This window comes from Pseudomonas taiwanensis, from assembly GCF_013393345.1.
Classification (GTDB): Bacteria; Pseudomonadota; Gammaproteobacteria; order Pseudomonadales; family Pseudomonadaceae; genus Metapseudomonas; species Metapseudomonas resinovorans_C.
The window spans coordinates 174,750-188,516 of sequence record NZ_QJRF01000064.1 but is presented as its reverse complement, the minus strand read 5'-3'; the positions used below and the strand labels follow the sequence as shown (position 1 = coordinate 188,516).

At 65.1% G+C, this 13,767-nt stretch carries 13 protein-coding genes; 9 read left to right on the top strand and 4 right to left on the bottom strand.

The window, feature by feature from the left end; genetic code table 11:
• Positions 1-556: 556 nt before the first annotated feature.
• On the bottom strand, positions 557-1,183 hold the full coding sequence (locus DM872_RS17845) for a class I SAM-dependent methyltransferase (protein ID WP_179060718.1): 627 nt from the start codon (positions 1,181-1,183) through the stop codon (positions 557-559).
• Positions 1,184-1,296: 113 nt separating this feature from the next.
• Here DM872_RS17845 and potE point away from each other — a divergent pair, with 113 nt between their 5' ends.
• The 5 genes from potE to DM872_RS17820 all read left to right on the top strand — a co-directional run bounded on the left by potE (position 1,297) and on the right by DM872_RS17820 (position 5,753).
• On the top strand, positions 1,297-2,646 hold the full coding sequence (gene potE / locus DM872_RS17840; RefSeq protein WP_179060717.1) for a putrescine-ornithine antiporter: 1,350 nt from the start codon (positions 1,297-1,299) through the stop codon (positions 2,644-2,646).
• On the top strand, positions 2,643-3,539 hold the full coding sequence (locus tag DM872_RS17835) for an amino acid ABC transporter substrate-binding protein (RefSeq protein WP_179060716.1): 897 nt from the start codon (positions 2,643-2,645) through the stop codon (positions 3,537-3,539). Before potE ends, DM872_RS17835 begins: the two co-directional genes overlap by 4 nt.
• 90 nt (positions 3,540-3,629) lie before the next feature.
• A complete protein-coding gene (locus DM872_RS17830) occupies positions 3,630-4,328 on the top strand; it encodes a 2OG-Fe(II) oxygenase (protein WP_179060715.1) in 699 nt (232 codons plus the stop codon).
• A gap of 85 nt (positions 4,329-4,413) precedes the next feature.
• Complete coding sequence (gene ada / locus DM872_RS17825) at positions 4,414-5,478, top strand: bifunctional DNA-binding transcriptional regulator/O6-methylguanine-DNA methyltransferase Ada (RefSeq protein ID WP_179060714.1); 1,065 nt, start codon at positions 4,414-4,416, stop codon at positions 5,476-5,478.
• The gene (locus tag DM872_RS17820; RefSeq protein WP_179060713.1) at positions 5,475-5,753 is read left to right on the top strand and encodes an Ada metal-binding domain-containing protein; all 279 of its coding nucleotides are present in this window, start codon (positions 5,475-5,477) and stop codon (positions 5,751-5,753) included. Before ada ends, DM872_RS17820 begins: the two co-directional genes overlap by 4 nt.
• A 230-nt stretch (positions 5,754-5,983) precedes the next feature.
• Here the strand turns inward: DM872_RS17820 and DM872_RS17815 are convergent, their stop codons facing one another.
• Entirely contained in the window at positions 5,984-7,033 is a 1,050-nt protein-coding gene (locus DM872_RS17815; protein WP_179060712.1) for a Gfo/Idh/MocA family protein, read from the bottom strand.
• 75 nt (positions 7,034-7,108) lie between these two features.
• On the opposite strand from DM872_RS17815, the gene DM872_RS17810 reads away from it, so the two are divergent.
• From DM872_RS17810 to DM872_RS17800, 3 genes are all read left to right on the top strand, one after another.
• Entirely contained in the window at positions 7,109-8,053 is a 945-nt protein-coding gene (locus DM872_RS17810) for a LysR family transcriptional regulator (RefSeq protein WP_179060711.1), read from the top strand.
• An 87-nt stretch (positions 8,054-8,140) separates the two neighbouring features.
• Positions 8,141-9,331: a sodium/glutamate symporter gene (gltS, locus tag DM872_RS17805; RefSeq protein WP_077523602.1), complete on the top strand. Its 1,191-nt coding sequence runs from the start codon at positions 8,141-8,143 to the stop codon at positions 9,329-9,331.
• A 2-nt stretch (positions 9,332-9,333) separates the two neighbouring features.
• Entirely contained in the window at positions 9,334-10,812 is a 1,479-nt protein-coding gene (locus DM872_RS17800) for a TAXI family TRAP transporter solute-binding subunit (protein WP_179060710.1), read from the top strand.
• A 238-nt stretch (positions 10,813-11,050) separates the two neighbouring features.
• Here DM872_RS17800 and DM872_RS17795 read toward each other — a convergent pair whose 3' ends face one another.
• Positions 11,051-11,746, bottom strand: a complete 696-nt coding sequence (locus DM872_RS17795; RefSeq protein ID WP_179060709.1) for a lipopolysaccharide kinase InaA family protein — start codon at positions 11,744-11,746, stop codon at positions 11,051-11,053.
• Between the two features lie 226 nt (positions 11,747-11,972).
• Between DM872_RS17795 and DM872_RS17790 the strand changes: the two genes are divergently transcribed.
• Positions 11,973-12,317 carry a cupin domain-containing protein gene (locus tag DM872_RS17790; protein WP_077523605.1) on the top strand — a complete coding sequence of 115 codons (345 nt, stop codon included), beginning with the start codon at positions 11,973-11,975 and terminating at the stop codon, positions 12,315-12,317.
• Between the two features lie 242 nt (positions 12,318-12,559).
• Here DM872_RS17790 and DM872_RS17785 read toward each other — a convergent pair whose 3' ends face one another.
• Positions 12,560-13,357, bottom strand: coding sequence for an SDR family NAD(P)-dependent oxidoreductase (locus DM872_RS17785; RefSeq protein WP_179060708.1), 798 nt, complete (start codon positions 13,355-13,357; stop codon positions 12,560-12,562).
• Between the last annotated feature and the right edge of the window lie 410 nt (positions 13,358-13,767).

Sequence of the window (13,767 nt, the reverse complement as noted above, 5' to 3'; positions counted from 1 at the left end):
GCAGGCCGCTGGCCTGCCGTAGGTTGGGCAGAGGTACGAAGCCCAACACGCGGACGTGACCGTGAGCGTTGGGCTTCGCAGAGCTCAGCCACAACCTACGAAACCCAGGCAGGGACCTGAGTTTTTTGTGGGGGCGAATTCATTCGCCAAGCAGGCCGCAGGCCTGCCGTAGGTTGGGCCGAGGAACGAAGCCCAACGCGCGGAGGTGACCATGATCGTTGGGCTTCGCGGAGCTCAGCCACAACCTACGAAACCCAGGCAGGGACCTGAGTTTTTTTGTGGGGGCGATTTCAATCGCTGTGCAGGCCGCTGGCCTGCCGTAGGTTGGGCAGAGGTACGAAGCCCAACACGCGGACGTGACCGTGAGCGTTGGGCTTCGCAGAGCTCAGCCACAACCTACGAAACCCAGGCAGGGACCTGAGTTTTTTTGTGGGGGCGATTTCAATCGCTGTGCAGGCCGCTGGCCTGCCGTAGGTTGGGCAGAGGTACGAAGCCCAACGCGCGGAGGTGACCATGATCGTTGGGCTTCGCGGAGCTCAGCCGCAACCTGCGAGTCTTAACTCTTGCGCCACACACTCGCCAGCCATGGCTGCTGCGCACGCGGCAGTCCTGCGGGGCGGTAGTAATGCTCCAACTCCTCGAAACCCGCCGTTTCAAGCAGGACCTTCCAGTTCTCGTAATCGTGCCAGGAACCGTAGCGGCTGCCGCTCCAGCCTTCGTCGTTCTGCCCCCGCGGGTTGGAGCTGAAGAGCACGCCGCCGGGCTTCAGCGCGGCGTGCAGCTGGAGCAGGACGCGAGGCAGCTCCTGGCGCGGGACGTGGAACAGGCTGGCGTTGGCGAAGATGCCGTCGAAGTGTTCGGCAGGCAGGTCAAGCGCGATGAAGTCCTGGTGCCAGACCACGCAGCCGGAATCGGCGCGGGCCATGGCGACGAAACTCTGCGCGCCGTCCAGGCCGATGGCGTGATGGCCGAGGCGAGTGAAGGTCTGCAGATCGCGACCGGGACCGCAGCCGAAATCGAGGAGGGTGAACGGCGCATTGCCCCTGATATGTCGCAAGAGCGCCTCGATATTCTGGCTCACATCGTGGTCGCGGGTACCTTCGCGGAAGCCTTCGGCATTGCGGTTGTAATCGTCGAGCGTGGCGGAGGTGATGCTGGCGAGGTCTTCAGGCTGCAGGGGCATGGGCTGCTCTGTGCGGTATGTTGCAGGAAGGTGAATTCTACTCTTCACGTGCCGGCAACAACGCCGTGCGCCACCTATCTTTCTGGAAGCGTTTTCCCAATAAGGATTCGGAAATGACAGCTCCCGGCAAGAAAATGGGCCTGACCGGCCTCACCACGCTCGTGGCGGTCAACATGATGGGTTCGGGCATCATCATGCTGCCCTCCAGCATGGCGCAGCTCGGCGCGATCTCGTTGCTGTCATGGATCATCACCGCCGTGGGTTCCATGGCCATCGCCTACTGCTTCGCCCAGTGCGGCATCTTTTGCGCACGCTCGGGCGGGATGTCGGCCTATACCGAAGAGGCCCATGGCAAGTCGGCCTTCTTCCTCTGTTCCTATCTCTATTTCCTCTCGCTGGCCATCGGCAACGTGGCCATCGCGATTTCCGCCGTCGGTTACCTCACACCGTTCTTTCCCTGGCTGGGCAGCGGTGCCATTCCGTTGTTCGTCGGTGCGGTGGCGCTGATCTGGCTGACTACCCTGGCCAACTTCGGCGGACCGAAGATCACCGGCCATATCGGTTCGATCACCGTCTGGGGCGTGATCATCCCGGTGGCGGGGCTGTCGGTTATCGGCTGGTTCTGGTTCGACGCCGACATCTTCCGCGCCGCCTGGAACCCTAATGGCATCTCCACCAACGACGCCATCACCCAAAGCATTCCCCTCACCCTCTGGGCCTTCCTCGGCATGGAATCGGCGGCGCAGAACTCCGATGCAGTGGAAAACCCCAAGCGCAACGTACCGCTGGCCTGCCTGCTGGGCACCCTGGGCGCCGCGGTGATTTATGTGCTGTCCACCTCAGTGATCATGGGCATCGTGCCCAACCCCGAACTGGCCAACTCCAGCGCGCCGTTCGCCTTCGTCTACGCGAAGATGTTCAACCCGCTGGTGGGCGACCTGATCATGGGCCTGGCGGTGATGGCCTGCGTCGGGTCGCTGCTGGGCTGGCAGTTCACCCTGGCGCAGACGGCCAAGGTCACCGCCGACCAGCACATGTTCCCGGCGCTGTTCGCCAAGGTCACCCTGCTGGGCGCGCCCATCGCCGGGCTGGTGGCCAACGCCGTGCTGCAGAGCGCCATGGCGGTGTCGACCATTTCTCCCAATGCCTCGGAGCAGTTCGGCAAGCTGGTGAACCTGGCGGCGGTGACCAACATCATCCCCTACATCACCTCGCTCTCGGCGCTGCTGGTGATCATGCAGAAAGCCGGGGTGACCGGTTACCCGCACCACCGTAACGTCGTGGTGCTGCTCATCGCCATGGCCTACAGCTTCTATGCGCTCTACGCCTCCGGGACCGAGGCGGTGTTCGGCGGCATGATCGTCACCGCAGTGGGCTACCTGATGTTCGGCTACATTGCTGACCGTTTCCTCGAAGAGCGGGCTGCACGAACGCGCGCCCTCGGCCTGGAGGAGCAGCCATGAACCGAATCTCGATTCGCTGGTTCCCGGCGCTGCTGGTCGCCCTCCTGCCCGTGCTGGCCCCTGCCCAGACCCTGGACCGCATTCGCGCCACCAGCACCCTCACCCTCGGCTATCTGCCGGACCAGCCGCCCTTCTCCTCCGCCGAGGGGGAAGGCGCCTCCGGCTATGCCATCGACCTGTGCCAGAAGATTGCCGAACAGCTGCGCACCCAGCCGGGCCTGGCATCACTCAAGGTCCGCTTCGTGCCATTGGCGCCGGGGAAAGCCCTCGGCGTTGTGCGTGACGGCGGCGTGGACCTGCTCTGCAGCCCCATGGTGGAAACCCTGAAACGCCGCCAGAGCGTGGCATTCTCGCTGCCGGTGTATACCGCCGGCATTGGCGTGGTGCTGCGCAAGGATGCACCGATTGCGCTGGTGAAGGTGCTCAGCGGCGAAGTGGAAGAGACGGGCCCCACCTGGCGCGCCACACTCAACCGCGGCCTGGCAGCCCACAACTTCGCGGTACAGAGCGGGTCGGTCGTGGAAGATTGGGCGCGGGTTAAGCTGCGCCTGATGAAGGTGATGGTCAACCTGGAAACCGTCGCCAGCCCGGCGGAAGGCGTGGCGCAGGTGGCCGACGGCAAGGTGGACGCCTTCTTCGCCAGCCAGATGATCCTGCGCAGTCTGGTGGCGCGGGATACCGCCAATACCAATCTGATGGTGCTGGACCGGCGTTTCGAGTTCGAGCCGGTGTCGCTGGCCCTGGCGCGCGGCGACGAGGACTTCCGCCTGCAGGTGGACACGGCGTTGAGCCAGGTCTACCGCTCCGGCGCGATCCTGCCGCTCTACAGCAAATATTTCGGCATCCCGAGCGAGTTGGACCAGACCCTGTTCAAGGTTTACTCACGGCCCTGACAGGCGCCGAATTCGACCGCAAGCAGCGGAGTGCCCCGATGCTTGCGCGCGCCTAATCTCGGCGCCCATCACCGAACAGGGGCACCCGCCATGAAAGCCATCGACAGCCTGGATTGGCCATCCATCGAAGCGGACCTCGACCAGAATGGCTGGGCCCTGATCCGCCAGTTACTGACACCAGCGGAGTGCACGGGTCTGGCAGCCCTGTACGGTCAACCGGATCGCTTCCGCTCCCGCGTCGTCATGGCCCGCCATGGTTACGGCCAGGGCGAATACCAGTATTTCGACTACCCATTGCCGCCCCTGGTGGCGGGCCTGCGCAGTGTTCTATATCCGCGTCTGGCGCCGCTGGCCAACCTCTGGCACGAACGCCTGGGACTGGATGGAGACTTCCCTGCCGAGCACAGCGGCTTCCTCCAGCGCTGCCACGATGCCGGCCAGTCGCGCCCTACCCCGCTGCTGCTGCGCTACGTCGCCGGCGACTACAACTGCCTGCACCAGGACCTCTATGGCGAGCAGGTTTTCCCGATGCAGCTGGCGGTACTGCTGTCCGAGCCGGGCAAGGCGTTCGAAGGCGGCGAGTTCGTCATTACCGAGCAGCGTCCGCGCATGCAATCGCGCGTGCAGGTGGTGCCGCTGAGCCTTGGCGATGGGGTCCTGCTCGCGGTCAACTTCCGGCCGGCGCCGGGCGTACGCGGCTACCACAGGGTCCGGCTGCGACACGGCGTCAGCCAGGTCCGCAGCGGTCTGCGTCACACGCTGGGGGTGATTTTCCATGACGCGCTGTGAAGGAATTCGACCGCAAGAGTCGGGATGCGCGCTCGATGCTGGCCGCATACTCTCTGCCATGAACGAACCACAAGCGGATAGCGCCATGAAGCCCTCTGCCAGGACCGCCATCGAACAGGACCCACGCTGGGCCGCCGTGCAGGCCCGCGACCCGGCCGCCGACCGACAGTTCGTCTATGCGGTGAAGACCACCGGCATCTACTGCCGCCCCAGCAGCCCCACGCGCCTGCCGCGCCCGGAGAACGTGGAGTTCTTCGACAGCGCCCAGGCCGCCGAAGCCGCCGGATACCGTCCCAGCCGCCGCGCCGCTGCCGACATGACGCACCTGGCCGAGCAGCATGCGGCGCTGGTGTCTGCGGCCTGCCGGCAGATCGAAACCGCCGAGGAAGTACCGGGGCTCGAAGCCCTGGCCGAATCGGTGGGCATGAGTGCCTCGCACTTCCACCGAGTGTTCAAGGCAGTCACCGGCCTGACGCCCAAGGCGTACGCCCGCGCCCGGCGTGCCCGCAAGGTGCGCGACCAGCTCGGCCCGGACACCTCGGTGACCGAGGTGATCTACGACGCCGGGTTCAATTCCAACAGCCGTTTCTATGCCGATTCCGCCCAGGTGCTGGGCATGAAGCCGGCCGACTACCGGGCCGGAGGCGCGAACAATGCCATTCGCTTCGCCCTGGGAGAATGTTCGCTGGGCCACTTCCTGGTGGCGCAAAGCGACGTCGGCGTTTGCGCCATCCTCCTCGGCGACGATCCGGATGCCCTGCTGCGCGACCTGCAGGACAAGTTCCCCCGCGCCCAGCTGATCGGCGGCGACAGCGACTTCGAGCAACTGGTGGCCAAGGTCATCGGCTTCATCGAGGCACCGCAACTGGGCCTGGACCTGCCCCTGGATGTGCGCGGTACGGCTTTCCAGGAGCGGGTCTGGCAAGCGCTGCGGGAAATCCCGCCCGGCAGCACCGCCAGCTATGCGGATATCGCCGAACGCATCGGCTCGCCCCGCGCCGTGCGCGCCGTGGCCCAGGCCTGCGCAGCCAACAGCCTGGCGGTGGCCATTCCCTGCCACCGTGTGGTGCGCAGCGATGGCAATCTTTCCGGCTACCGCTGGGGTGTGGAGCGCAAGCGCCGCCTGCTGGAGCGCGAGGCCGAGGGGTGAAAGCCTGGACGCTGCTGGGAGCGGACGGGCAGACCTATCCCAGCCCTGTTCCCGGACTGCTGGGCGGGCACCGCAAGTCGCGCATCTACGGCCGTCTCGACTGCCCCGTCGCCCTGCGCGCGATCGCGCGGGGTGGGTACGTGAAGGAGCGGGTGTTCTTTCTCGATGAGGCGACGGCGCGGGCGGCGGGGTATCGGCCTTGTGCGCGGTGCATGGAAGAGGCCTACCGGGAGTGGAAGGTCGACCTGCCCTGTGGGGGCGAATTCATTCGCTAAGCAGACTGCAGGTCTGCCATGCCAGCTCCACAAGGGGGCAGCTGCGCCGCCCTTGGCGATTGAAATCGCCCCCACAAAGAAGCGATCCATCCCCTGTGGGGGCGAATTCATTCGCTAAGCAGACTGCAGGTCTGCCATGCCAGCTCCACAAGGGGCAGCTGCGCCGCCCTCAGCGATTGAAATCGCCCCCACAAAGAAGCGATCCATTCCCCCACAACAAAGCAATCCACCTACTGCGCAACCACCACTGTGCCACCCTCCCTTGCCGCCCGGCCGATGGCATCCACCACCCGCAGGTTCTGCAAGCCATCGCGCACACTCACCAACGGCTCCGACTCGCCGCGAATGACCTGGCAGAAATGCTCCAGCTGCCGTGCCAGCGGGTCTTCGCGGTGCAACTCGGCCACTTCGCAGGTGAAGGGTTTCCACCAGGAACGGTCCTCCGGCTGCGCGTAGCACTTCAGGCGCATGGTCGGCACGGCCAGGGAACCACCGGTGCCGGCGATCAGATAGCAGTCTTCGTCGTCGTAGCTGGGATAGTCGCGGTTTTCCCGGGAGGTCTGCTCCCAGCTGCGCGCCGAAGCTGCGGTGTCGGACAGCAGGAAACTGCCCAGGGCTCCGCTGGCGAAGCGCAGGCTGATGGTCACCGTGTCTTCCACCGGGAAACCACGGGTGGCGCTGGAGGCCAGCGCCTGCACGGCAACGATTTCGCCGCACAGTGAGCGCAGGTTGCCGATTTCATGGATCAGGTTGATCAGCACCGGCCCGCCGCCGGCCTGGCGCCGCCAGGGCGCGGCATCGAAGTAATCGTCCGGCTTGTAGAAAAGCGCGCTCCCCATCACCGCCACCACCTGGCCAAGCCGGCCCTGGCGGATGACCTCGCGCGCCTGCTCGAGGATGGGGCTGTGGGCGCGGTGGTGCCCCACCAGCAGTGGCACCTTCGAATCCGCCGCTGCTGCCAGCAGTCGCTCGCCCTCCTCCAGCGTATGGGCCACGGGCTTCTCGATCAGTGCGGGCACGCCGGCCTGCAGGCAGACCAGCGCCTGCTCCACATGCAGCTGGTTGGGGGTCGCGAGGACGATGCCGTCGGGACGTTCCGACTCGAACAATGCCTCCAGCGAGGGAAACAGCGGCACACCGGCACGCTGTGCAACCTCCGAGACGGCGGCCGCCGGGTCGACCACGGCGGCCAGTTCGCAGCAAGGGTTAGCCTGGATGAGTTCAAGGTGGCGCTGGCCGATCAGGCCGGCACCGGCAATGGCGATACGCAAGCTGTTCATGTCGTTCGATCTGTTCCGGTGAGGAGGGGTCGATCGAAAGACTAATATTCACTAATCGATCTATAATCTGCCGCCATGAAAAATCAGAATGCGCTTTTAGCGAATAATGATCCCTTCCTCCGGGACCTCTTGCTGTTCTGCACCGTGGCGCGACGCTCCAGTTTCGTGGCCGGTGCGACGGAACTGGGCATCTCCCCCGCCCATGTCAGTAAGCGCATCGCCATGCTGGAGGAATCCCTCGGGGTCAAGCTGTTCAATCGCACCACCCGGCGGGTGAACATCACCGCTGACGGCGAGGCGGCCTTTGCCTGGGCGCAGAAGATCCTCGAAGACGTGGAAGGCATGGTGGAGGCCCTCTCCGGCCTGAAGGGCGAGCCACGCGGGGTGCTGCGTATCGCCACCAGTCTGCGTCTGGGACGGGACTATGTGTCGCCGGTGCTGTCGCTGCTGCGCCAGCGCCATCCAGGGCTGGAAGTCTGGCTGGAACTGCTGGACCGGCGGGTGGACCTGATCGGCGAGAACTTCGACATCGACCTGCGTGTGGGCGAGGTGCACGAGCCGCACCTGATCGCCCACAAGATCGCAGAGAGCTACCGCATGCTCTGCGCCGCGCCGTCCTACCTGGCGCGACGCGGGCAGCCGCGCACCCTGGCGGACCTCGCGCAACACGACTGCCTGCTGTTCCGTGAGCGCGAGCTGGGGTTCGGCGTCTGGCGCCTGTCCGGTCCGAATGGCGAGGAAACGGTGAAGGTCACCGGCCCCATGGCCTCCAATCACAGCGATGTGGTGCGCCAGTGGGCCCACGAGGGCCACGGGGTGATCATGGCTTCGGTCTGGGATGCCGCCCCGAGCATCCGCGCCGGCAAGCTGGTGCGCGTGCTGCCGGCCTACCAGCAGAGCGCCGATGTCTGGGCGGTGACGGCCGCGCGGGCCTCGGGTTCGGCCAAGGTGAAGCTCTGCATCGACTTTCTCAAGGAGCAGCTCGCCGAGGGGCCCCACGCGCTGGACACCCGGCTCTGAGCGGGTCGACAAGCCCGCCATCCTTGGCTAGACCTCCAGGCATGTGGTCCCGCTGTTGCGGGGCAGTCCCTGGCAGGAAGCACCGACGTGACGCTGAGTCCTCTGGAAACCCTTCTTCTAGCCGCCCTCGCCCTGCTGCTCGGGCGCCTGGTCAACCGCCTGATCCCCTTGCTGTCGCGCTACAACATCCCCGAACCCATCACCGGCGGTCTGCTGTTCGCCATAGCCCTGGCCATTGCCGGCGCCGTCAGCGACTTCAGCGTGGAGTTCGACACCACCATGAAACCCGCCCTGCTGCTGGCATTCTTCTCTGCAGTGGGGCTGTCGGCAGACCTGGCCATGCTCAAGCACGGCGGCAAGCGCCTGTTGATGTTCGTCATCGCCCTGATCCCCTTCCTGTTCCTGCAGAACATTCTCGGCATTCTGGTCGCCTGGGGCCTCGACATGCACCCGCTGATGGGCCTGGTGGGCGGCACCATCACCCTGGTCGGCGGTCATGGCACCGGGGCGGCCTACGCCGAGCGCTTCGCCGAGGTGAACAACCTGCAGGCGATCATGGAGCTGTCGATGACTTCCGCCACGCTTGGCCTGGTGGCCGGCGGCATCATCGGCGGGCCACTGGCGCAGTGGCTGATCAAGCGCCACCAATTGGCGGGCAACGTCCCCACCGGCGAGCACCACGAGATCACCGGCGAAATGGCTCCGCCGGTTACCGCGAGCAACTTCCTCAATGTGCTGGCGGCCACCATGGCGGCTTTGGTGGGCGGTCAGTTCCTGGCGGGGATGTTCGGCGAAGGCGCCGTGACCCTGCCGAGCTTTCTCTGGTGCCTGCTGCTGGGCGTGCTGATCCGCAACGTCCTGCCGGTGGTGGGCGTGCGGCTGAACGATGGCGCCATCGACCTGATGGCATCGGTCACCCTGTCGCTGTTCCTGGTGATCACCATGATGGCGCTGAGCCTGGGCCACGTGGCCAGCGTGGCCGGGCCGCTGCTGGTGATGCTGATCGCCCAGTCGGCCCTGGCCATGGTCTACGGCGCCTGGGTGGTCTACCGCTACACCGGCCGCGACTACGAAAGCGCCGTGCTCTCGGCGGCCTTCTGCGGCTTCGCCATTGGCGCCACGGCCACCGCCGTCGCCAATATGCAGGCCATCGCCCACAAGTACGGCCCGGCGCCGGAGGCCTTCATCGTCGCGCCGCTGGTGGGCGCATTCCTGATCGACCTGCTCAATGCGCTGGTACTCACGGGCTTTCTCGCACTGCCGGGAATGGGAGGTTGACCATGCTGCGCGCCCTCCTTATCGCCCTCCTCGCCCTGACCGTCACCGCCTGTTCCCGTGGTCCCGACCAGGCGACGCTCGAAACTGAAGTGCAACAGCGCCTGAAGCAGGCCTTCGGCAGCGGCGTGCTCAGCCTTGCCGAGCTGAGCCGGCGCGGTTCAGCCCGCGACGCCAACGCGCCAGAAGGCGAGAAACGCCTGGTGATCTACTTCGACAGCACGCTGAAAGTGGAGCGCGACCAGGATTTCGGCTCCTGGGATTCCCCCGGCGTCGCCAGCCTGATCAGCGCCCTGGGCGCCGGGCCGCGAGGGCTGTCCGGCATCCGCAATGAAGGCAACAAACAGGGCGACCTGCTGAGCGCCCACGGCAGCCTGATCTACCGCGAGACGGACAGCGGCTGGGTGGCTGTCGTGCCCCAGGGCTTCAAGGCGCCGCCCGCGCCCGAGACCATCGAGCCCGGCGTCGGCCAGACCCGGGAACAACTGGTGGCCGCCATCGGCACCGCGCTGAACCTGGCACCCGGCGGCACCGGGGCGAAAGAGCGCACCATCATCGCCGACGAGCTGAGCCGCTCGCTGAACAACATCCAGAGTCGCCTGAGCCGGCTGCAGAAGGGTTACCCATTGGCGGGCGGCCCGGCGTCCGGGCAGTACGCGCGGCTGGCCCAGGCCATGGCCAGCCTGATGCGGCCGAAGGGCCTGCAACTGACCCCGCTGACCACCGAAGGCGGCCTCGACAACCTGCGCATGCTGCGCCGGGGTGACGTGGTGGTGGCCCTGTCCCAAAGCGACATGGCGCAGTTGGCGGTAAGCGGCAGCGGCCCCTTCACCGAAGGCGGTCCCTATACCGGCTTGCGCGCCCTGGCGAGCCTCTATCCCGAGCCCGTGCATGTGCTGGTGCGCGGTGACAGTCCCATCCACGATCTGGCGGGCCTGCGCGGCAAGCGGGTCAACCTCGGCCAGCCCGGCTCAGCCTCGCGGGATACCGCCGTCGCCGTGCTGGCGGCCCATGGCATCGGCACGACGGACCTGGCCGAAGCCACCAGCCTGGACCTGCAACAGGCCCTGACCGCCATCCGCGACGGCAACCTGGACGCCACCCTGCAGGTGATTGGCGCCCCCGCCGACAGCATCCGCGCCGCCAGCGAGGCGATGCAGCTGCGCCTGCTGCCCCTGGATGAGTCGGCCATCCGCCAACTGGAAGCCAACCGCCCCGGCACCTTCGCCGCCCAGGTGGCCGCCGCGACCTATCCCAACCAGACGGCGCCGGTGCCCACCATTGCGGTGAGTGCGCTGTTGCTGTGCGACGAGCAATTGAGTGCGGGCGAGGCTGAACAACTGGTGCAACAACTGTTCGCGCCGGACAACGACTGGCTGGCGGCCGGCAGTATCCAGGGCGAGCAGCTGTCAAAGGCCAACGCTCGACGCGGGCTGGCGATTCCGCTGCATGAAGGGGCACTGAAGGCGTTGGAGAAGCCCTGAATCTTTGTAGGGGCGAATTCATTTGCGAAATGGATGAGCTCCGAGCCGGTCGACCTTCCCTCACCCCAACCCCGCTCTGCGCCCCTGCCAGATTGCTTCGCACTCTGGCGCTCATCAGCACCGAAAGCGTTGCTTCCGAAAGCGTGCCTCTTCGCCCCAGAGGGAGAGGGAGCTGTCCGTGCAATCCTGAAAGCCTGCGCGCTTCCTGTGGGGGCGAATTCATTCGCGAAATGCCGAACTACGGCACGTAGTCGCTTTCCATCACATCCCGATAGGTCGCGGCGAAGGCTTTCCAGTCTTCGTCCGGCATCGGCTTGTGATGCTCCTTGAACTGTTCGTAGTCGTGCTTCGCGGCGCTGTAGGCCGTCAGTCGATGGTTGCTCCGGGCCAGTCCGAGCAAGGCCACTTCCACCTTCTTCTCCCGCTCGCCGGTGACCTTCACGAAGATGTTCTTCGGGTACAGGCGGCCATGTTCCCAGCCCGCGCGGTGCATGCGCGCGACGGTGTTGGCGAGTTGCTGGATCATCTGCTGGCGAAGCCCGGCGGAAATCGGCTGGGCATACCACTCATCCAGGCTGACGAAGTCGTCCAGGCCCTCGGTGACCAGCAGCGCCTGGGACTCGGTTTCAGTCTTGCGTGCGCCGCTGAACACCACCCGAGGCACGCGGATGCCGAGTTGATTCAGTGCCTGCAGGGCCTTTGCCTCGTGGAGGATGGTCGGTTCACCGAAAGGGTGAGTCAGATCGCGGTGGAAGTGGTTGATCTGCCGCTTGCTGTAAAGCACATGGCCATCGGGCGCGTGCAGCCGCTGGATACCGCTTTCGCCGCTGAGCAGTTGGTCCTGGGAGTCGAACCACTCGCCGTAGGTATCCCACCACTTGTCGAAACTGCCTTTCGCGTCGCCGTTGTCGTGCCTGAACCACTGGGTGTTCATGAGAGCACCTCCTCATGGAGCGCACACGCCCCACGGGCTACTGCCAAGGCAACCCGACACGGGCCGCCGCCTGAGGCCGGTATATCGGTCCCCTGGATTCACGTTAGCGTCCTTTTGCCCACTCTGCCGGCGCGTTCACAGGCACTTCGAGGTCGAATCCAGACAACTCCCGACAAGTCGTTAGACCTATGGTGACGGGCCTTTTATCAGATCGTTTGGAGCTGAAATGTCCGACTTCATCACCGTTCTGCGCGAAACCTGCCCTACCCCCGTGCTGGATGCCACCAAGTGGAAGCGCATCGGCGGCGACCCACACACCGTGAATCTCAACGCCTACCTGTCCCAGGACGGCAGCAAGATCATGGGCACCTGGATCTGCACCCCCGGCAAGTTCGAGGTGAACTACGAGAAGTGGGAGTACTGCCACTTCCTGGATGGCTACTGCATCATCACGCCCGAAGGCGAGGAGCCCAAGCACCTGAAGGCCGGCGACGTGTTCGTGATCGAGCCGGGCATGAAAGGCACCTGGGAAGTGGTGGAGACGGTGCGCAAGTACTTCGTGTTTGCCTGATTTCACTTGCACGGTGCCCTGCAGTAGAACGAAACCCATCGATCCGACCGCATGGGTTTCGCTCCGCTCTACCCATCCTACAAACCCCCATCCCGTAGGATGGGTAGAGGAACGAAACCCATCACCACGATGTTGCGGGAAATCACACCACTGGCTCCGTTCTCTGGACTGCCTGTGGGAGCGAATTCATTCGCGAAAAAAAAGGCCGGGCAATTGCCCGGCCTTTTGTCGTCTGGCCCCGATCACGCCTTGTAACGAGCCGCCGCCGAAGAGCGCGACAGGTTCGGTGCCATATGGAAACGGGCTGCGGTGAAGCGGTCCCAGTCTTCCTTGTCCGGCAGTGAGGGAATGGTCACCAGTTCGCCCTGGTCCAGGCCGGCCAATGCAGCGTCGACCATTTCGCCCACGTCCATGAGGATTTCCTGCGGGATGTTCTCGATGCCGGTGCCCGAGCGTTCCCAGATTTCGGTGCGGGTCGCGCCTGGCAGCACCACTTGCACGCGAACGCCCTTGTCCTTCACTTCCGCATTCAGCGACTGGCTGAGATTGAGCACGAACGCCTTGGTGCCGCTGTAGGTGCCGTTGAACATTTCCGGCGCCAGCGCCAGCACAGAGGCGATGTTGATGACGGTGCCGCGCCCCTGGGCGACGAAGTTGGCGGCAGCGGCGGCGGCCAGGTGGGTCACGGCCACTACGTTGAGCTGGATCATCGCATCGAAGCGGTCGAGGTCGGTGTCCAGCAGGCTGCCGCTGACGGCCACGCCGGCGTTGTTCACCAGCACGCTGATGGCGGCATCGCTGCGCAGGCGCTGGGCCACACGGCTCAGGTCAGCCCGGTCGGTCAGGTCGGCCTTCAGCACTTCCACCTTCACGCCGGCGGTTTCGCGCAGCGTGGCGGCCAGCTCCTCCAGACGTCCCTGGTCACGGGCGACCAGCAGCAGGTCATGGCCCCGTTCGGCCAGGCGCTTGGCATAGGTGGCGCCGATGCCGGTGGATGCGCCAGTGATCAGGGCAACGCCTTGGTGCTTCTGTTCGCTCATGGTTCTGTCTCCGGGGAAAGGGCTTGGGGTTCCAAGCGATGGGCTTAAATTACACTCGTAATATTACGAGCACAATATACCTCCGTTAACCATTCGTCGCGGCACTTGTAGGGGCGAATTCATTGTCTGCGTTAGCTGTTGCCAGAACCGTCGGTCCAGGAGCCTTGTAGGAGCTAGCTTGCTAGCGAAAAGGGGCCATTCGCTGGCAAGCCAGCTCCTACGGGCAAAGCAGCTACTTGCAACACTTAATCCTGCCCTGGACCGTCCATTGGGGCTGCTTCGCAGCCCATGGCGAATGAATTCGCCCCCACAGGAAGTTGGTCGTACAAAGAATGCGGGCAAAAAAAAAACGGCGCGCGGGCAGCAATCCCGGGCGCCGTAACACTGCCTTGCAGCTGTGGTCACGGACC